Raw genomic sequence first — 20990 nt, forward strand, 5'->3', positions numbered from 1 at the left:
TTTAAGGTTTAAAACGTATACGAATAAGGGAAACTGTCTATATAAAGACTCTCTTAGCAGTTATGAGCGTATAGGTATATTCCTTACTGCATAAATCTTATAAAGACATTCGCTAAAGACCGCGTATGCCAAGTTTTTCTAATAAATGTAGTTATAAAATCACAAGGTTATATAGGAGGTAGTTTAATGAAACTTTATCAGGTAAGAAAAGGGCAATTTGTATTTTATAATAATGAACTGCACAAAGTATATTCTGTAAAGCCCGTGTTCAGAAAATCAATTCACTTGTACCGTTTGAAAGATATGCAGCAATTTTTAACAAGAGCCAGTGAAATTGAATTGTATAGACCTCAACATAACGATACATTTATCTTTTATGGAAAAAGGTATACGATTAATAAGGATAAGAAGCCAGAGCCAGGAGACTATATTTTAATTACAAAACCTACGCCGGATTTTCTGGATCATTACTCCCTTAATGAAATTGAGAAAGTAGAAAACGTTGAAGATGGAAATGTGGTCACAACAAAAGATAATGGTGTAAAACATAATGAGTATGTAGTTATGGTTCCTGGAAGGTCAGATGCGAGTCAAGAAATTGCTTATCGTGATAAAAATTTGGTGCCGGAATCACAGCAAATTGAAGATGAATCCATATCTTACTTATCGGAGAAAGATCATACATTAAAACCGGTAGTTGGCGATATCTATATTGATGTCATTAATGAAACAAAAGCAATGATTGTTGCAATGACAGAGGATGAAGTTGTCTTCGGTCATGGGGTGCGAGTTCATGTTGCAGAGCTACTGGATGAAAATAATTTCACGCTTGTGTACCAGTTTGAAGAAGATCTATAAGCAAGGAAATCCCAGCTGACATCGATGGCTGGGATTTTTGATTTAGGCTCTTTTCGTACGTATTGTTGGTTTTAAATCTTCGTTGTTGATATGAACTGCGACGTAGTGAAAGTAACTTTATGAGGAGGTTCTCGTTCTAATGATAGTTGAGCGTAGGGATACCGCTACGGAAACACATTCCGCGCACCTTAGGGGGCTGATGAGCACCTCGTGCTAGCGCACTTCGGCGTCTCATCGTAGCCTTTAGCTCCCGTCGGAGTCTACATGTGTTTCCTCCGCTAGCATTAACTTATTATATATTATTTATGTAATAAAGCAAAACAGTTTTGTGCTGTCACTAGTCCGGGTGAGTGAAGGGCAAGTCGAATCCTGCGGGAACAAATGTCTTTGGTAGGACGAGCATTTACGCGTAGTCCCAGCACGTGTCCGAAGACCCCGCAGAGTGGGTTTCTCAAGGAGGCTGAGACAGTGCCCGCGAAAAGCGACTGCCCGGAACGATCCCGGACGGCGACGAGTATTTCATATTACGTCGCAGTTTACATCTTTTGTGTCAGAAGCAACAGTCTTTTAGAAAACAGCCTTGCTTATTAATCCAACTTTCTACGATTTTGTTCAATCAATCATCGCTGAAGCTTTATAACCGAGAATATTAACCGGATCTTTTGGACTGGAATAGGGAGGGGCATAAGCAAGTTCCAATTCAGGTAGATCCCATACAGTTAGTCTGGCTTTGATGGCTGTTGTCAGCACTGCAAGTCGTTTATCGACTCCATCATATCCGACGATATGCGCTCCGTACAGAGTACCAGTTTTATCATCAAATAAAATTTTTAGCCAGAGCTTATCAGATCCAGGATAGTATCCTGCATGAGAATAAGCTTGTAATGTAGACGCTTTAAACGTATACCCTAACTTTTTCAAGGAGGCACTATTATGCCCTGTTGCACCAACAGTTAGGTTAAACACTTTTAAAATAGCCGATCCGAGTGTCCCTTTATATGGGATATTTCCACCACTTAGGTGATTCGCGATTATAAAAGCTTGTCTGTGCGCGGGCCATGCGAGAGCTGTATGTGTTGGGGTTTGTGTGATTAAATCGTTTGTTTCAACAGCATCGCCCAACGCATAAACGTCCGGATCTATGGTTTGCATAAACTCATTTACAGAAATAGCGCCTGTATTTCCAAGCTTTAAAGAGGCATCCATAGCCAGCTTTGTATTTGGTTTCACTCCTGTTGCCATTAGCGTCATATCTGCCTGCAGGGTGTTTCCACTGGTAAGTTGAATTGTTTTCCCTTCATTGGAATAACCGGCCAACCCGTCGTTTAAAATGAGTTCGATGCCTTGTTTCTTTAGGTGATCTTCAATAATAGCAGCTATATTTTTGTCGACTATTTTCATTACTTGGTCAGATCTGTCAATGATCGTACATTTTAGTCCTAAGGCATGCAGGTTTTCGACCATTTCCAAGCCAATAAAACCAGCGCCAATAATTGCGACGGTCTTTGGTCGGTTAGCTTTTATATAGCTGTGTATTTCATCCATATCCGGGATCGTGTGCATGGTGAATATACATGCCTTGTTTCTACCTTCCACGTCCGGGATAACGGCCGATGCCCCTGGTGCAAGAATTAGTTTATCATAGGTTTCATGGTATATACTTGATTCATCGCTTACCTTAATTTGCTTATTTTGCCGATCAATACTTGTAACTTCAGCTCTTGTTCTTATGGTGGTATCATATTTTTCACGAAATGTAGCTGTAGATGTTAATAAGTCATCTCTACTTTCGACGACTTCCCCAATATAATAAGGCATTCCACAGTTTGAAAAAGAAATATGATCGCCTTTATCAAACATTACTATTTCTGACGCTTTATCATTCCTGCGAATTTGCGCTGCAACAGTTGCCCCTCCACCAACTCCACCGACAATTACAATCTTTTGAGCCATCTGAATCGCTCCTTTCTCTAACATACTATTTTTAAACCAACAGGATCTGCTTATCGCTCTTTTATCAATTTGACATAAAAACTAGAAATTGCGACGTAGTGACAATTCCTTAGCAAACACTGATTGAGAGCAAGTATACCGCTCCAGAAACACATTCCGCGCACCTTAGGCGGCTGATGAGCCTCCTTGTGACGTGAGCACTGCGGAGTCTCATCGTAGCCTTTAGCTCCCGCAGGAGTCTCCATGTATTTCCTCCGCTGGTTAGTGTGGTTACTGCCACTAGATTGTACCGGTAATCACAATTCAAAATATCACACCTCCTCACCCGAACGGCGATTATAGCTGATACTTATAGGAAACGGTAACTACGTCGCAGTTTACATCCACTGCGACAATGTAAAAGCAATGGTACATACGAAAGGGGCCTTTCTATATTGACCCCAGAAACACAATGATAATCGTAACAGGAACGAGCCATCGCATAATTTGAAACCATACCTGATAGAGACCGGGGGATAATGTATTGCTATAGGAAAATTCCGTTTTTATAAGTGTCTTATCCATTCGAAAACCGATGAATAAAGCAATTAATAAACAGCCGCCAGGGAGCAGGATATTACTTACGAGATAGTCCGTTGCATCAAACACGGTTAAACCGAAAATAGTAAAATCAGCTAAGACATTTGATGACAATGCTGCTGGAATCGCCGCAATAAAAACAATCAGTCCAGCAATGGAAGCGACGCTCTTGCGGGAACGCTGTTTATTCGCTGTGAAAGCGGAAGTAATAATTTCCAGCATGCTGAATGAAGATGTCAGTATCGCGAACAAGAATAACAGCAAAAACAGACTTAGGAACACCTCGCCAAAGGGTATTTGTGCAAATGCTTCCGGTAAAACCATGAACAGTAATCCCGGCCCTTCCGTTGGCTCAAGTCCGAATGCGAATACAACAGGGAATATAGCTAATCCAGCTAGTAGTGAAACGAATATGTTCATTATGGAAACAGACCCGGCGGACATTGGAAGACTGATATCTTTATTTAAGTAAGAACTATAAGTGACCATCACCGAGAAACCAACAGCTAAAGAGAAAAAGGATTGGCCAAGTGCATATAGAACACCTTCACCAGTAAGTTGTGAAAAATCCGGCTGCAGGAAGAAGGATAATCCTTCCATGGCACCATCAAAGGTTACAGCGCGAATGACAAGAATAACGAAAAAGACAAATAGTAAGGGCATTAATACTTTGCTTGCTTTCTCAATTCCATTTTTAATCCCAAATGAAACAACGATGATATTAATGATTAAATATAATGCGAGACCTACAATCACGATCAGCGGATTTTCTGTAATCGTCTCAAATAATGCTGTATAATCTGTGTTGTCCTGAATGACCATCCCGGGTATGGACATGGCGCTGTAAATGAGAACCCAGCCACCAACCACACTATAGAAGGACATGAGCAGGAAAGCACCGACTACACCCCAGCGCCCGATGATAGGAGACCATCTGCTTTTCGGTGCCAGCGTTTTATAGGCACTTACCGCTTCCTTTTGGGAACCTCTCCCGATAATAAATTCGGCAAGTAAAATGGGCAGGCCGATAATGATCGTGAATAGAATAAATAGCAGGAAGAAGGCACCACCGCCATTCATGCCTGTCATATAAGGGAATTTCCATATAGCACCAAGGCCGATGGCAGCTCCTGCGGATGATAAGATAAAGCCAAACTTTGTGGCCCATTGATCGTTTTTAGCTGGCATTGTATGACTTCCTTTCTGATCCATTTTAGTTTAGTTATTGGACAAATTCCATTTATCTGTCGCTATTAAAAGTCATGTATTAGCTTTACATCTTTGTTCGAATATCCCATAATTCCGGGAAAAAGGAATGATCCAATACATTTTTTAAATAGCCTACACCGGAAGATCCGCCTGTCCCTGATTTATGACCGATAATGCGTTCGACGGTTTTCATATGTTTAAAGCGCCATTGCTGGAAGGAATATTCAATATCGACCAGTTTTTCCGCCAGCTGGTATAGCTCCCAATAGTGATCGACATTTTTATAAATGGTGAGCCAGGCTTGCTCAACGGATGCATCCTTCTCATATGTTTGTGAGAAATCACGATTTAAAATGGATGTATGGATGGGAAAGCCAACTCCAGCCAGTGTTTCAATCGCAACATCATAAAGCCCTGGTGATTGATATGCCTCTTTCAATATAGCATGAATCTCTGGATCCTTTTCGTAAATTTTCAGGATAAAGGGGGTTTTATAGCCAAGCACAAATTCTACCAGTCTGTATTGATAAGACTGGAATCCGGATGCTTTGCCTAATTTCCCGCGAAATTCCATGTACTCTGCTGGCGTTAAGGTCGATAGAACATCCCAACCCTGTATCATTTGGTTTTGAATCGTAGAGACACGTGCCAACATTTTAAAGGAAGCTTGCAAGTTTCCCTGCTGAATGGCTGTGATAGCACCTTGTATTTCATGAATGATTAGTTTGAGCCAAAGTTCGCTGACATGATGAATGATAATGAATAACATTTCATCATGATGGTCGGATAATCTTTTTTGGCTGGATAATAATGTATCAAGTTGCAGGTAGTCACCATAGGTCATCTTTTCAATGAAATCTGTATGAATGCCTTCTTCTGACTTAAATGTATCATCAGCGTGCTTATCTGTCATGATTCATTCTCCTCATTGATGGGACGTAAGACTGCACGAACCGGGCTACCGTCAGCACCATGAATAGCCAATGGAAGTGCAATTAATTCATAAAGTCCCTCTTTAACATGGTCGAGCATGATATTTTCTAAAATATTAATTCCATTTCTGTACAGCGCATGATGCGTCTTTAGATCTTTACTATCGGGAGCATCAACTGATGGGATATCAACCCCTAATAATGTCACCCCTTTTTGCTGTAAAAATGAGGCAATATCAGGATCCAGATATGGGATTTGATCAGGAAAATGGTTCGGATTATTGGGCAGGGAAGTGCGTAATAAAACACGGGATACATTTTCCCATTTGAATTCCTGTAAAACTTGTGCGGTTATTTTTTCTGTATGACTAACGTCCATGACCACAGCCTTTCCTATATACCGATCCAGATCAAGCATTTCTACTGTTCTGCCAGTTGAGTCATAGTGAAATGGTGCGTCAATATGTGTGCCAATGTGCAGGCTTGTTGTTATTTGGCCAATATTAGCAGAGCCTGTTTCTTCTTTTGTGAATGTAGGTGAATAGGAGAAGGGAGTATCTCCTGGGAATTGCGCGATTTCATTCGTTAGTGCCTGAGAAATATCTATCCAATTCGTCATTATGCGATGACACCTCGTTTATTTTCATATTTTGTATAATGCTTTTCATCCATGATAGTCTTTAAACTTTGGACCATCTGCCAGACTTCTTCAAATGTATTGTATAAGGCGACTGGTGCTAAGCGTATACCATTTGGATTACGGAAATCAGGGATGACGTTATTTGTTTTTAATGCCTTACAAATACGAGCAGCTTCCGGATGTTCCAGATATACATGACCACCTCGTGAACGTTCCTCTCTCGGATTCGCAATTGTGAAGTGATAGTCGGCCAGTTCCGTTTCAATCAATTCCATTAAATAATTCGTTAGCTGAAGTGATTTTTGGCGGATGCGATTTATCCCTGCTTCCCGGAACAATTCCAAGGAACCGAGTAACGGCGCTGCACTTAATACATGGGGTGTACCAATTTGAAATGTTCCTGCATCTTCAGCTGCTGTGAGGGTATGTTCCATATCGAATTGCTTTTCTTTGGATGAGCTAAACCAGCCGGCAAGCCCTGGTTCATTGCCTAAGTGTTTCTCATTCACATACAAAGCCCCGACGCTGCCAGGACCGCCGTTTAAATGTTTATACGTACACCAAAAGGCAACATCTACGTCCCACTCGGATAATTGATGGGGAATAGCTCCGATCGAGTGGCATAAATCAAAGCCAATCAGGATATTACGTTTATGTGCTTCCCTTGTGAGTGTCTCCATGTCTAGAATTTGCCCGCTTCGATAGAGTACACTTGGTAAAATAATGAGCGCAATGTCCTCTGTCATAGCATCAATAATGTCATTCGTTTGAAGCGTAGTTTGATCGTTGCTTTTCACCTTGATTAAATGTATATCCGGGTCCAAGCCATGGAGTTTCAATTGGCTTTTTAATGCATAGATATCTGAGGGAAAGTTCAGTTCGTCGGCAAGAATTTTCGTTTTATCTCCTTCAGGTTTAAAAAAGCTTGCAACAAGTTGATGCAGATTGGTTGTTGTCGAACCTGTTACGATAACTTCTTCCGGTTTTGCTCCAACTAAGGGCGCAGCCATTTCTCCAAGTTTCTCGGATAAGTAGAACCATGGATATTCCCCTCTGCCCATCCATCGATGGCATAACGCTTCCAAGCATTCAGCGTTGTTTCTATAGCAACTTCAGCCCGTTTGGACATAAGCCCTAATGAATTACCGTCGAAATAAATCGTATCATTCGGAATATAGAATTCGTTGCGGAAGTTTCGCAAGCTGTCTTGTTGATCTAAATACTGGGCATAACTTTTATCGGTATTCATTTGCAGTACACCTCTTTTTATATGGGTAGTTCCATTTTAACAAACGAAGTGCTTTTTGTATGCGACATTTTATTGTTTCGACACGAATATAGATTGCAGCGTAACTTGATATGCTTGTTAATCCACTGCTCCGGAAATACATGTTGCCACCTTAGAGCGGCTGAAGTTGTGCCCCAAGGTTCCGCGATTGCCCGCAGCGGAAATCACTAAGCCTTACGTTGCAGGTTACAGCGTAGTTTTTCAAACAACAATAGTTGCATAAAGTACCATGTGAAATAATTTAATAATTATTTGAATAAATATTGCAAATTATAAAATGCTGATTTATACTATTGATGGATTGGCGAAATGGTGTTTTAAAATAGGGAGGGTGAGGATGTCCTTTATTTCTGACAAGGTGGAAAACCTGCCACCGTACTTATTTTCCGAACTGCAGAAAAAGAAAAAGACGTTGGAAGCTAAAGGGATAGATGTGATTGATTTAGGAATTGGAGCTCCCGATTTGCCTGCACCTAATTTTGTATATGATAAATTGGTGGAAGAAGCTAAAAAACCGGTTAATCATCGGTACTCCACCTATAGTGGCAGTTCAGAATTTAAAGAGGCAGTAGCAAGTTTTTATAAAAGACATTATGCAGTTGATTTGGATCCGGATACAGAAGTTTTGACATTAATTGGCTCCAAAGAGGGAATTGCGCACTTGATTCAAGCTGTTATTAATCCAGGTGATGCAGTGATTTTGCCAGATCCCGGCTATCCGGTTTATCAAACAAGTGTACATTTGGCAGGTGGGAAAACGGTGCTTTTGCCGTTGGATGCGTACAATGGCTATGTTCCACAATGGGAGAAATTGGCTAATAAGGATGTGCAACGTGCAAGGGTGCTGTTTTTAAATTATCCAAGCAATCCAACAGCGGCTACAATTGAACTAAGCACTTTTATGAAAGCGTTGTCATTAGCTGTCGAAAAACAGCTTTTGCTTGTGAATGATGCAGCATATGATCAGATTACATTTGATGGGTATAAGGCGCCAAGCGTGATGCAGGTTCCTGGCGCAAAGACGCAAGCAGTAGAATTCGGCTCCCTATCGAAAAGTTTCAATATGACTGGATGGCGAATCGGCTATGTTGTTGGCAATAAGAATGTTATTCGAGCATTGGCAACATTGAAAAGCAATTTGGACACAAGTCAATTCTTACCTATCCAAAAGGCTGCAGCGACTGCATTGCGAAGTGATTTCTCCACTGTAACAGCAATGAACAAGCTATATAAAGAACGCATGGAAAAGATGCATGCTGCCCTAAGGGAAATGGGAATATATGCGGAAAGGCCTAGAGGAACTATATTTATTTGGGCAAAAGTTCCCGACGGGTTTTATTCCATCGATTTCGCAAATAAACTATTGGATGAGGTCGGTGTTATGGTGACACCTGGAATTGCCTTTGGCTCGCTGGGAGAAGGTTATTTTCGAATTGCACTAACGGTAACCATTAAGCGTCTGGATGACGTTATATATCGATTGAAGAAGCTGGATTTAGGAGGGGAAGCTTAAGTGAGAATGACCGCAGCTCAAGCTATTATAGCATATATGAAGAAAGAAGGTGTTCGAAAGGTATTCTGTGTACCTGGTGAGAGCTATTTGCCTGTACTGGACGTGTTGCATGATGAACCTTCAATTGATGTTATTTCAACCAGGCATGAAGGCGGGGCTGCATTTATGGCAGAAGGATACGGGAAATCTGCTTTAAAACCCGGTATTGTGTTTGCTACAAGAGCAGTGGGAGCGGCCAACTTATCCATCGGTGTACATACGGCTTATCAGGATTCCACACCAATGATTGTCTTTTTAGGCCAAGTACATCGTACGTTTAGAGGTAGGGAAGGATTTCAGGAAGTAGATTTAGATCAGTATTTCCGACATATTGCGAAATGGGCTGTAGAAGTGGATGATGCTAAGCGTATACCGGAAATCCTACAACGAGCATTTCGGATTGCAACATCAGGAAGACCCGGACCTGTTGTTGTTGCACTACCGGAAGATATGTTACTGGAAGAAGCTAACATGCAGTTTGGCCCTGTTACGTCTCGTCCAAAGCCTGCACCATCACAGAACGAAATGGGGTATATAGAGAAACTCCTTACACTGGCACAAAAACCGGTGATCATAGCAGGAGGAGGGATAAAAAGCGCACAAGCAGAAGATGACTTACTAGCTTTTGCAGAGAAATATGAGATTCCAGTACTCGCGGCTTTTCGTCGCCAAGATGTTTTTTCAAATAATCATCCCTTGTACGTAGGACATCTCGGTCTTGGCACGGATAAAAAAATCCTTCAAACCGTCAATCAAGCAGACGTGGTTATCGCGCTCGGTACGAGACTTTCGGAAGTGACAACACAAGATTATTCAATTATTACGCCGGATAAAAAATTGATTCATATAACAATTGATTACGATACGATTGGTAAAGTATATGCGCCGGATATTGGAATCGTGGCAGATGTAAAAGAGGCATTGCAGTTATTCATGCATATGGATGTAGATGGAACTCCTTGGAGAAGGTGGGCTGACACGCGAAGGCAAGTATTTGAGGAAGTAAGTAGCTTAGATGTTTTAGCAGATGACGTAATCAATAAGCGGATCATCGCGTACATGGCAAAGAAGCTTCCCGAGCATGCATTGCTAACAACAGATGCAGGGAATTTTGCCGGATGGCTTCATGCTTTTTATCCATTTCAGAAGAAACATACGTATGTTGGTCCGACATCAGGAGCAATGGGATATGGGATGCCTGCAGCACTTGGGGCGAAACTCGCCTTTCCGGAGAAAACAGTCGTTTCTTTATCCGGAGATGGAGGATTTATGATGACGGGACAGGAACTGGAAACAGCGGTTCGACATAACATTCCTGTTCTCTCTCTCGTTTTTAATAATAATATGTATGGTACCATCCGTATGCATCAGGAAATGCATTATCCGGAAAAAGTGGAAGCGACTGATCTGGGTGATGTGTCCTTTAAAGATTTAGCCATTAGTATGGGGGCTGATGGGTATATTGTACGTACGATAGAAGCGTTTGAAGCGGCTTTTGATCAGGCTTTGCAAAAGCAGAAGCCGGCAGTTATCGAAATTATAACGACGAAGGAGCACATTTCAGTTTCATCAACGATTACACAGATTCGTGATCGATGAAAGAAAAAAATCCATGCAGGAGGTATTTTTATGACGGTTGTATCTTTGGAAACACATAAACTAACAAACTATATTGGTGGCCAGTGGGTAGATGTAAGTAATACGACACCAGTAATGAATCCGGCAACAAATGAAACGATTGTAGAAGTACCACTATCGGATGCATCTAGCGTGGATCATGCCGTTGTGCAAGCAAAGAAGGCACAGAAAGCGTGGGCTTTAGTACCGGCTCCTCAACGCGGGGAAGTACTTTATCAAGTCGGAACCCTTATGAAAGAACGTAAAGAAAGACTTTCCCAATTATTGACAATGGAAAATGGGAAAGTATTGGAAGAGGCACGTGGGGAAGTACAAGAAGGGATTGATATGGCCTTTTACATGGCTGGAGAAGGGCGACGCTTGTTCGGGCAAACTACGCCAGCGGAACTGAAGGATAAATTTGCAATGAGTCAGCGCACGCCGGTAGGTATTGTTGGCATTATTACACCGTGGAACTTTCCGATTGCTATTGCAACTTGGAAGTCATTTCCTGCCATCGTTGCTGGAAACGCGGTGATCTGGAAACCGGCAACAGAAACACCAATTATGGCGTATGAACTTGCAAAAATATTTGAAGAAGCCGGTTTGCCTGATGGTGTATTGAATGTCGTATTTGGTGCAGGTTCCAGTGTTGGAGATGCAATGGTTCAGCATAAGGACATCCGTGTTATTTCATTTACCGGCTCGGGTGCTACAGGGAGTAGGGTTGCCAGTGAGTGTGGGAAACGATTGAAAAAAGTATCCCTGGAAATGGGCGGGAAAAATGCTGTTATCGTGATGGATGATGCAGATTTAGATCTTGCAGTAGAAGGTATCGTGTGGAGTGCATTTGGAACAAGTGGGCAACGCTGTACGGCCTGTAGCCGTGTGATTGTACATGAAAATGTGAAAGCAACATTGGAAGAGCGCCTGCTTGCAAAGATGGAGGAGTTAACCATTGGTAATGGTTTGGATGAATCCATCAAGGTCGGACCGATTATCAATGAATCCGGAATGGATAAAATTAAGGACTATATGGAAATTGGAAAAGACGAAGGAGCTACATTACTTGCCGGTGGTTATGAATTGAGCGAAGAAACCCACAAGAAAGGGAATTATTTTGCACCAACATTATTTTCAGATGCAACTGCAGAAATGCGTATTTCACAAGAGGAAATCTTTGGACCTGTTGCTTCTTTAATCCCGGTTAAGAGCTTTGAAGAGGCGATCGAAGTAAATAATAGTGTTGATTTCGGTCTTTCAAGTTCGATCTTCACAACGGATGTCAATCGTGTCTTTCAGGCACAGCGTGATCTGGATACCGGGATCGTGTATGTAAATGCAGGAACGACAGGCGCTGAAATCCACCTGCCATTTGGAGGAACAAAAGGTACTGGTAATGGCCATCGTGATTCAGGCGTGCAGGCATTGGATGTGTTTACAGAGTGGAAAGCTGTATACGTTGATTATAGTGGCAAATTGCAGCGCGCACAAATTGATGTGGATTAATCTATAAAATAGGAAATGGAGAATGGAACAATTTTTAATAGGGGGTATTGCATGAAAATCGGTGTATTAGGGTCAGGTTTAATGGGCAAAGAAGCTGCACGTGACTTAGTGGAAAGTGAGGATGTAACAGCTGTTGGATTAGCAGATATTGACGTAAACCGCACGCAGCAAGTTGTGGAACAATTGAATTCGCCAAAACTTAAGGCTTATCAAGTGAATGCCAATGACGAAAACGAGATGGCAAATTATATGCGGCAGTTTGATGTTATTATCAATGCACTATTTTATTCCTTCAATGAAATGGTTGCGAAAACAGCGATTCAGGTTGGAGTAAACGCTGTCGATCTCGGTGGGCATATTGGTCATGTCACAGATAAAGTGTTAGCGATGAAAGAAGATGCTAAACAAGCCGAGGTTACACTTATCCCCGATCTTGGCGTTGCGCCGGGTATGATTAATATTTTGTCAGGTTATGGGGCTAGTAAATTAGATAATCCGGAATCTATAAAATTATATGTTGGCGGTATTCCGGTTCAACCAGAGCCACCATTTGAGTATAATCATGTATTTTCCATGGAAGGCGTATTTGACCATTACACCGATCCGTCTTTGATTATTCGCAATGGGATTAAACAGGAAATAGCGTCCTTATCAGAGGTTGAACGGGTTCACTTTGAAAAATTCGGCCCCTTGGAGGCATTCCATACTTCAGGGGGGACATCGACCTTATCCCTTTCTTATCCTGATCTGAAAACATTGGAATATAAGACCATTCGTTATCCCGGTCACGCGGAGAAATTTAAATTACTCGTTGATTTGAATCTGACCAGAATGGATTATGAAGTAGATGTAAATGGGGCAAAGATCAATCCGCGTCAAGTTCTGCTAAAAGTACTGGATCCAGTCGTTGAACTTGGTGAGAAAGATGATGCTGTCTTATTAAGGGTAATTGTTTCCGGTGAAAAAGAAGGAGCTCCGGCAGTCTACGAATATGAAATGACAACATATAAAGATAGAAATACACATGTTACGGCTATGGCCAGAGCCACTGCAAATACGATATCTGTAGTCGCTCAGATGATTGGTAATGGAACTATTTCTAAAAAAGGCGTATATCCACCAGAGAGAATCGTCCCGGGCGAGACATACATTCAAGAAATGGAAAAACGTGGTGTTACTATTTTAGAAAAAGAAAATGAAGAAACGTACCGAGTGAATATGTAGGTGATATCCCTCTGCTTGACGGTAGAGGGAGGTTTTTTACATGTAAGAGGAGTTGGTGAAATGAATTTGTCCAGCTCTTTTGAATGGAAATATGTTAAAATTACCACTATAAGAGACAGGTAAGGCAATATAGAGACAACTAGTTTACAAGGGGAGTAATAGAAATGAATACCGTATTTATCGCAGGTCATGCGCGTCTTCCATCCGGAATGGCTGCCAAAAGCATCTACGAAACATTAACCATAACTGCAGAAATAGATAAAAAATATGGTGTCGTTGTTACTGCAAGCTGCACCTTAGCAACCATTCATGGAAGGGAATTTGTCCAGCACTTATTGCGTGGCCATAGCTTGCAAGATGGTATCGACAAACCAGTCGAAGAAGTAAAAGAACATTATCTAGGGAAGGCCGGGGGAGCTGTGGTTTCAGCGCTGAAAGATTTGTATAAGCAGTATGAGACTTACATGGAGTCTTGATCATATGACTAATGGAACGTCTCATATTCAGGAGACGCTGCGCCTGAAACGTGAGAGGCGCGCCTCTGAATTAGGAGACAACGCCCTTAAACTGGTAAACAGCACATTCAAATCGGGACAAAGGTGCCACCAACCGTACTCACGCTAATCGATTCCAATTTCATTTCCAAAAATTCCTCCATCCCATGATGACCACCTTCTTTGCCATTTCCGGATTGCTTGATTCCGCCAAAGGGTGCTTCAGAAACGGCAGGGGAGACATCATTTATGACAAGGAAATAGCAGCTTGTTAGATGCGAAAAAACTTACTCTACGGTGATGTGCTTTTCCGGGTGCCAAGCTGGTAGCATTTTATTTAATTGTTTATCTTGGCGATAGCCTAATACATATTCTGCCTGCATAATGGTATGAATCTCCCTGGTTCCTTCATAAATAACCGGAGCTTTGGAATTACGGAGGTAACGCTCTACCGGATATTCGTCTGAATAGCCGTAAGCACCATGAATCTGAACCGCATCATCAGCTGCTTGATTGGCAAAGTCACATGCTTGCCATTTTGCCAGCGATGTTTCTCTTGTATTTCGTACCCCTTGATTTTTTAATTCACCAGCGCGGTATACGAGTAGACGGCTCATTTGAAATCCGGCTTCCATCTTTGCAATCATCTGCTGCACAAGTTGATGCTTGCCGATTTCCTTCCCAAACGTTTCACGTTCATGACTATATTTCACGCTGGCTTCCAAGCATGCCATAATCTGTCCAACTGCTCCCGCAGCTACTGTGAACCGACCATTATCAAGCGCGGACATTGCTATTTTAAATCCCTCTCCTTCTCCGCCAAGTCGATTTTCTTTCGGGACTTTTATATCATCAAAAAATATCTCGCCTGTATTACCAGCACGAATACCATGTTTTCCTTTTGTCGCCTTAGAAGAGAAGCCTTCCCATGTACGCTCAACAATAAATGCGGAAATCCCACTATGTTTGGCGGACCTATCTTTCGTGTAGGCAAAAACGATAAAGTGATCCGCTATATCACATAGAGAAATCCATGTTTTCTGACCATTTAATATATAATAATCCCCTTCTTTAACAGCGGTTGACTGAAGTGCAGAAACATCAGAACCCGCTAAAGGCTCTGTCAGTCCATATGCGCCAATCTTTTCTCCTTTTGCCTGCGGGGTGAGGTATTTTTTCTTTTGCTCTTCAGTCCCCCATTGTAGTAACGTCATGCTATTTAACCCTGTGTGAACCGATACCGCTGTACGAAAAGCGGTATCACCACGCTCGAGTTCCTCACATACAATCGCCAGGGAATTATAGTCCATCCCACTGCCACCGTATTCTTCCGGAATACATACACCCATCAATCCTAGTTCACCAAGCTTGGTTATAATAGCAGGGTTGAATTTCCCCTCTCTATCCCAATCCGCTATATATGGCAAAATTTCATTATCAGTAAAGTTTTTCACTGTTTCACGTAGCATTTCTTGTTCATCTGTAAAATTAAAATTCATTCTGTGTCCACTCCCTACGTTCATTTTTTTATTCCAAGCTGTGTTATGATATCTTCATTATGCTCACCCGCATCAGGCGGATGGTGGCGTATGGTAACAGGCGTCCGCGTGAGCTTTAATGGACTTCCGATCATTTTTATTGCTCCTGCAGTCGGATGTTGATAATCGATAAACATATTCCTTGCCTGCAGTTGCGGATCATTTGCTACCTCTCTTATCGTATGAATGGGCCCGCATGGTATTTTATTTTCCTGACATTTGTCCTGCCAATATGCGGTTGATTTTGTTAAAAAAATCTCCTGTAATAGCGGGACTAATGTATCCCGGTGCTGTACACGATCCGGATTGGTTTGAAATCTTTTATCCGCGTGTAATTCAGGTTTTTCCAAAATGGTACATAGTCGATGGAATTGACTGTCATTGCCTACCGCAATGACCATCTCCCCGTCTGCTGTCTGGAACGTCTGGTAAGGCACAATATTGGCATGATGATTTCCAAGGGGTGCGGGAATGTTTCCTGACATTAAATAATTACTACCGACATTTACCAGTGCACTAACCGCAGCGTCATATAGCGAAAGATCCAATTTCTGTCCCTCGCCGGATAACGTTCGCTCAAGCAGCGCTCCTTGAATGCCAATACAGGCATATAATCCGGTTAGAACATCGGTTATGGCAATTCCCAGTTTTTGTGGTCCGGACTTTTCATCTCCAGTGATGCTCATGAATCCACTCATTGCTTGGATAATAAAATCATAGCCCGGCATGTCTTTGTGGGGTCCTGTTTCCCCGAATCCAGTGATGGAACAATACACAATCTTTGGGTTTAATTCTGCAAGTGTTTCATAACCGAGTCCAAATCGTTCCATCGTGCCTGATTTAAAGTTATGAATGACGACATCACTCTTTTGAACAAGAGATTTAATAATTTTAATCCCCTCCGTAGATTTCAAATCGACAGTAATGCTCTTCTTATTCCGATTTGCGGATAGATAATAAGCGCTTACATCATGCTGAAAAGGGGGCCCCCATTTTCGCGTTTCATCACTTCCGCCCGGAGCCTCGACTTTAATTACTTCTGCGCCAAGGTCGCCTAGTATCATCGTGCAATAAGGTCCGGCAAGGACTCGGGATAAATCTAGCACGCGAATATTCTCTAATGCACCAGCCATTTTCTCACTCCTTTCTAATTTTTACTAAAAAAGCCAGATCAAAATGGATTACAGTCGTTCTGTAATTCCAAAATGATCTGGCTTTTATCTGTTGGAACAGTTCCGGCATAGAACAGTGAACAGATTAGGCAGCATTTATTCATGTTTAAATCATCATAGGTTTGAAATAGGATTGCGAATTCATATGATTTATTATACATTATTCTGAATAATATGCAAGCGTTTTTAGTTAATACAAATTAACATTTAGAAAATGCCCAAGGTAATAAACTGTTGGCATATAACGAGCGGAACCGGAAAAGGCGAAACTTACAGTAACCAAGAGAGAGAACCGTACCATCTCGATTTCTGTCTCGAATATAAAAGCTACTTCCGAATACATACATAAATAAACTTAACTTTTATTTGGCTGCTTTTTGCAGTTTCCCAATCATTTTTATTGCTCGTCCAGTTCCGATCGCAACCGATTCAAGTGGATTTGGTGCAAGATGTACGGGGACGATGATTTCATCGCTAAGCCATTCTTGCATTCCTTTTAACAAGGAACCACCGCCAGTCAGGACAATCCCGTGATCGACAATATCCCCACTTAATTCGGGTGGACAATTTTCCAGCGTCGAGCGAACTGCTTCAAGGATTTGTTGCAAGGATTCCTTCAGGGCAAAATGAATTTCAGTAGACGTAATTGTTATTGTCTTCGGCAATCCTGTTACCATATCCCGTCCACGAATCTCCATTGTCTCTTCTTCATGATCCTCTTGTGCAGATCCAATCTCCATTTTAATGCTTTCGGCAGTGCGTTCACCTATTAAAATGTTATAGTTTTTGCGGATATGTTGGGTAATTTCTTCATCCATTTTATCGCCGCCCGTGCGAACGGAATTACAAGAAACAACCCCACCGAATGAGATAATTCCTACTTCAGAAGTTCCACCACCAATATCAACAATAACATTAGCAACAGGCTCATCGACAGGTAGATCAGCTCCAATTGCAGCAGCAACAGGTTCTTCTATTAAATGCACCTGTTTGGCTCCATAACTTGAAACAGCATTATGAATGGCACGTCGTTCGACTGATGTACTTCCGGATGGCGTGCAGACGACAACAGTCGGTTTGCGCATGGAAGATCCAACTTGCTTGCTTACTTTTTTCAAAAATTCTTTCAGCATTTGAGCTGTTACATCATAATCCGCAATAACCCCATCACTTAATGGGCGTATTGGGACAATATTCTGCGGTGTCTTTCCTACCATTTCCTTTGCTTCTGCTCCAACTGCTACGACTTGTTTTGTATTGATATCAATAGCTACAACAGAGGGCTCATTTAAGACGATTCCTTTTGTTTTTGAGTAGATTAGTATATTTGCCGTACCTAGATCGATTCCGATTTCTGCATTAGATAACATAGACATAGTTGCGATCCTCCAATGATGTTTTCTTCCATATTAATTCTACCATATATGACAATTTACGTGGGTATTTTTATCAGTTACACATTTTGGTAGTATGATACCATGTAAATACTTTAAAAATAAAGCATATAACCTTACAAATCAAGTAACAATCTGATTACAATTTTCGAGTCTTTGTAACAAAATACGGGGGTTTTAAGAAGTGTCAACAGCCATTTTGTTGTAATTTTTACCACTGCATTGATTTTTTTCCTGTATACACATTTCTGGGTGCTTTTAATCACCTAAAAATAGAAGGATTTTTTTATGATGAAGGAGGAAAATAATTCTATTTATTGGGTTTGGAAAGGAATGCCATAAATATTACAAAAAACCTCGTGCTATGATGATTTTGCAAGAACAAAAACAAAACAAAGGAGCGTGTAACAGATGTTTCAAAAACTAAGCATAGTTACAGCATTATCAGCCACATTATTTGTTGGTGGAGCTTTTCAAAATTCTGTAGATGCCTCAGCAGGAGCTGATCAATCGCAGAGTCAAGCATATAACGTCTATTATTCTGTGAATGGGAATTGGAATACATATTCAGAGAATAATATAGATGAACTTTGTAATAAGGTTCAACGAGATAAAGAAGAGCAATCAGAACAGAAGGAAGAACAGGATAAAGAGAGTCAAGCAGAACAGAAGGAAGATCAATCAGCTAACGAAGAACAACCAGAGGAAAAAGAAGATCAGCCGGAAGCATCGGCACCACAACAGCCAAATAGTAATCAAGAACAACAAAATCAAGATCAAGAGCAATCACAAGAGCTAAGCCAATTTGAACAAGAAGTAGTAGAATTAACGAACCAAGAACGTGAAAAGCATGGTTTACGTCCACTTGAAATTGATACCGAGTTAAGTGAAGTTGCTCGAGATAAATCACAAGACATGGCGCAAAACAATTATTTTTCACATGACAGTCCAACGCATGGTTCTCCATTTGATATGATGCAAAGTTATGGAGTGGATTACAGTACTGCCGGTGAAAACATTGCTAAAGGTCAAACCACACCTGAACAGGTTGTAAATGGTTGGATGAACAGTGATGGACACCGCGCTAATATTCTAAATGAAGACTTTACGCATATCGGTGTAGGATACGTGGAACAAGGTAACCACTGGACACAACAATTTATTGGAAAATAGGTAATAGATGAAGAGAGGCTAACTTTTGTTGGTCTCTCTTTTTCTGTGTAATACTTGCTACTTAGCTATATTTCGTTTATATTTTGAGGGCAATACAGGTATAATACAGATGGAAGCGTACAATAGGATTTTCATGCAAATAATACCAGAAGCAATGGAGTGGTAGCAATGGTACAAGGAGCAACAAATTGGAATACAGAGCTAACACAGGAATGGTTACAGGATTATGTGGATGATTGGGTATCCTTTTACAGGAAACATACCGTTGATGGCAACTTAGCATCTTATATTCCAATCTTGCAGGAAGCGAACAGAGACCATTTAGGTATTTCGATTGTTGGTGAAAATGGCATGATGATACGTTCCGGTGATGTTGAGGTGCCGTTCACTATACAAAGTATTTCCAAAGTGTTCAGCTTTATTGTTGCTTGTATCGGACGGGGCTTGTCTTATGTACTTGACCGTGTTGATGTTGAGCCAACAGGGGAAGCGTTTAATTCGATTATGCATCTAGAAATGACACAGCTTAAAAAGCCATTTAACCCTATGATTAATGCTGGTGCAATAACCGTTACATCTATGCTGGAAGGCAAGACCTCTGATGAAAAATTGGAGCCTGTGTTTCAGTTGCTGGAACGCATGCTTGATTATCGGCCGCACTTGAATGTAGATGCGTATGAGTCAGAAAGAGATTCATCGATGAGAAATCGAGCGATCGGGTATTATTTATTGGAAACTGGTTTCCTGGAATCAGATCTTAATATCACGTTAGAGACTTATTTTAAGCAATGCTCTATTGAAGTAACCCTCGATGACTTGGCCAGAATTGGTATGATTATTGCAAATGATGGGGAAGATCCCAGTACAAAAGAAGAAATTATTCCACGCCAGGTAGCGAGAATTGTCAAAGCGTTAATGCTGACATGTGGAATGTATGATGCATCCGGGAAATTTGCTGCCTATGTTGGAGTACCTGCAAAAAGTGGTGTTTCCGGTGGGATTATTGCAGTATCGCCACCGCGAGTCCGCAGTGAGGAATTACCTTTTGTTACGGGATGCGGGATCGGTGTATATGGCCCTGCTTTGGATGATAAGGGAAACAGTATTGCCGGTATTCGCCTGCTACGGCATATAGCTAACCAGTGGGATCTGAGCCTATTCTAAATACAGACTGTTGGTTTTGACACAAAAGATAGAAACTGCGACGAAACTGCTATTTGCTATAATCGCCGTTCGGAGCAGCGAAGGGTGGGTGTTTTTCGCGGGCACGGCCTCAACCTCCAATTCTTTTCACTCTGTTGCCGTTTCTACATCGTATGCCAATGATATTACCAAAAAACAAAGAAGATGAATGGTTAACACCGTATCAGCCATCTTCGGAACAAGCGCTTGAATTCTTACAAAGAATGGAAGATAATGAATTAACAGCCTATAATATAGGAACTTATGTTAATGATGAAACGTGTGTGGAACTGATTATACAAGGAAATTAGCACATTATTCCTGTATAATATAAAAAAACATACTATATGCTAAAAGGAGAGAATACAAATGAGTAAGCGTAAATTATTTCTTGGAGTTGTGACAGGAGCTGTTGTTGGAGGCTTGGTTACAATGTTTGACAGAGAGACAAGATATTATGCGAAAAATAAATTAACAACGGTAACATCAGGTACAACCTATATGGTGAAAAATCCATCAGAAACAGTACATAATATACGTGTTGCTTTAGCGAAATTTAATGATAGTTTATCAAGTGGATCTTCCAATCTAATGAACGCATTAGAGCAGGTGGAAGATACTTTAGACAAGGTCTCAACTAAAGATAAAAGCAACGAAATAGAATAACATAAAGTAG

General features: G+C 41.2%; 17 protein-coding genes and 2 pseudogenes. 10 read left to right on the forward strand and 9 right to left on the reverse strand.

Going from position 1 to position 20990, the window contains the following annotated elements:
* Positions 1-186: 186 nt before the first annotated feature.
* A complete protein-coding gene (locus tag KFZ56_RS06395; RefSeq protein WP_222641010.1) occupies positions 187-858 on the forward strand; it encodes a hypothetical protein in 672 nt (223 codons plus the stop codon).
* A 612-nt stretch (positions 859-1470) separates the two neighbouring features.
* On the opposite strand, the gene KFZ56_RS06400 is transcribed toward KFZ56_RS06395, so the two are convergent.
* The 5 genes and pseudogenes from KFZ56_RS06400 to kynU all read right to left on the reverse strand — a co-directional run bounded on the left by KFZ56_RS06400 (position 1471) and on the right by kynU (position 7420).
* A complete protein-coding gene (locus KFZ56_RS06400; RefSeq protein ID WP_222641011.1) occupies positions 1471-2811 on the reverse strand; it encodes a CoA-disulfide reductase in 1341 nt (446 codons plus the stop codon).
* Between the two features lie 429 nt (positions 2812-3240).
* Positions 3241-4578 (reverse strand): sodium-dependent transporter, encoded by a 1338-nt coding sequence (locus KFZ56_RS06405; protein WP_222641012.1) that lies wholly within the window; start codon positions 4576-4578, stop codon positions 3241-3243.
* 85 nt (positions 4579-4663) lie between these two features.
* Positions 4664-5512: a tryptophan 2,3-dioxygenase gene (gene kynA, locus KFZ56_RS06410; protein WP_222641014.1), complete on the reverse strand. Its 849-nt coding sequence runs from the start codon at positions 5510-5512 to the stop codon at positions 4664-4666.
* The gene (kynB, locus tag KFZ56_RS06415) at positions 5509-6150 is read right to left on the reverse strand and encodes an arylformamidase (RefSeq protein ID WP_222641016.1); all 642 of its coding nucleotides are present in this window, start codon (positions 6148-6150) and stop codon (positions 5509-5511) included. Before kynB ends, kynA begins: the two co-directional genes overlap by 4 nt.
* Positions 6150-7420: pseudogene (kynU, locus tag KFZ56_RS06420) on the reverse strand (kynureninase). The gene kynB and the pseudogene kynU overlap by 1 nt, the downstream one beginning before the upstream one ends.
* A 376-nt stretch (positions 7421-7796) precedes the next feature.
* Here kynU and KFZ56_RS06425 point away from each other — a divergent pair.
* From KFZ56_RS06425 to KFZ56_RS06445, 5 genes are all read left to right on the forward strand, one after another.
* Positions 7797-8972 (forward strand): aminotransferase class I/II-fold pyridoxal phosphate-dependent enzyme, encoded by a 1176-nt coding sequence (locus tag KFZ56_RS06425; RefSeq protein WP_222641018.1) that lies wholly within the window; start codon positions 7797-7799, stop codon positions 8970-8972.
* A 6-nt stretch (positions 8973-8978) separates the two neighbouring features.
* Positions 8979-10610, forward strand: coding sequence for a thiamine pyrophosphate-dependent enzyme (locus KFZ56_RS06430; protein ID WP_222643913.1), 1632 nt, complete (start codon positions 8979-8981; stop codon positions 10608-10610).
* Between the two features lie 30 nt (positions 10611-10640).
* Positions 10641-12137: an aldehyde dehydrogenase family protein gene (locus KFZ56_RS06435; RefSeq protein WP_222641019.1), complete on the forward strand. Its 1497-nt coding sequence runs from the start codon at positions 10641-10643 to the stop codon at positions 12135-12137.
* Between the two features lie 15 nt (positions 12138-12152).
* Positions 12153-13361 (forward strand): saccharopine dehydrogenase family protein, encoded by a 1209-nt coding sequence (locus KFZ56_RS06440; RefSeq protein WP_222641021.1) that lies wholly within the window; start codon positions 12153-12155, stop codon positions 13359-13361.
* 164 nt (positions 13362-13525) lie between these two features.
* The gene (locus tag KFZ56_RS06445; protein ID WP_222641022.1) at positions 13526-13837 is read left to right on the forward strand and encodes a DUF3870 domain-containing protein; all 312 of its coding nucleotides are present in this window, start codon (positions 13526-13528) and stop codon (positions 13835-13837) included.
* Between the two features lie 107 nt (positions 13838-13944).
* Here KFZ56_RS06445 and KFZ56_RS06450 read toward each other — a convergent pair.
* The 4 genes and pseudogenes from KFZ56_RS06450 to mreBH form a co-directional block, all read right to left on the reverse strand.
* Positions 13945-14106: pseudogene (locus KFZ56_RS06450) on the reverse strand (aldehyde dehydrogenase family protein); the annotation flags it as partial.
* Positions 14107-14142: 36 nt separating this feature from the next.
* Positions 14143-15354 (reverse strand): acyl-CoA dehydrogenase family protein, encoded by a 1212-nt coding sequence (locus KFZ56_RS06455; RefSeq protein ID WP_222641023.1) that lies wholly within the window; start codon positions 15352-15354, stop codon positions 14143-14145.
* A gap of 20 nt (positions 15355-15374) precedes the next feature.
* Positions 15375-16526, reverse strand: a complete 1152-nt coding sequence (locus tag KFZ56_RS06460) for a CaiB/BaiF CoA transferase family protein (RefSeq protein WP_222641024.1) — start codon at positions 16524-16526, stop codon at positions 15375-15377.
* A gap of 401 nt (positions 16527-16927) precedes the next feature.
* Positions 16928-17935: a rod-share determining protein MreBH gene (mreBH, locus tag KFZ56_RS06465; RefSeq protein ID WP_222643915.1), complete on the reverse strand. Its 1008-nt coding sequence runs from the start codon at positions 17933-17935 to the stop codon at positions 16928-16930.
* Positions 17936-18370: 435 nt separating this feature from the next.
* Between mreBH and KFZ56_RS06470 the strand changes: the two genes are divergently transcribed.
* The 4 genes from KFZ56_RS06470 (at position 18371) to KFZ56_RS06485 (ending at position 20980) form a co-directional block, all read left to right on the forward strand.
* Complete coding sequence (locus KFZ56_RS06470; RefSeq protein ID WP_222641025.1) at positions 18371-19132, forward strand: CAP domain-containing protein; 762 nt, start codon at positions 18371-18373, stop codon at positions 19130-19132.
* A gap of 168 nt (positions 19133-19300) precedes the next feature.
* The gene (locus KFZ56_RS06475; RefSeq protein WP_222641026.1) at positions 19301-20296 is read left to right on the forward strand and encodes a glutaminase; all 996 of its coding nucleotides are present in this window, start codon (positions 19301-19303) and stop codon (positions 20294-20296) included.
* A 158-nt stretch (positions 20297-20454) separates the two neighbouring features.
* On the forward strand, positions 20455-20625 hold the full coding sequence (locus KFZ56_RS06480; protein ID WP_222641027.1) for an SOS response-associated peptidase family protein: 171 nt from the start codon (positions 20455-20457) through the stop codon (positions 20623-20625).
* Positions 20626-20683: 58 nt separating this feature from the next.
* Positions 20684-20980: a YtxH domain-containing protein gene (locus KFZ56_RS06485; protein ID WP_222641028.1), complete on the forward strand. Its 297-nt coding sequence runs from the start codon at positions 20684-20686 to the stop codon at positions 20978-20980.
* Positions 20981-20990 lie beyond the last annotated feature (10 nt).

Source organism: Virgibacillus sp. NKC19-3 (assembly GCF_019837165.1).
GTDB lineage: Bacteria > Bacillota > Bacilli > Bacillales > Amphibacillaceae > Virgibacillus_L > Virgibacillus_L saliphilus.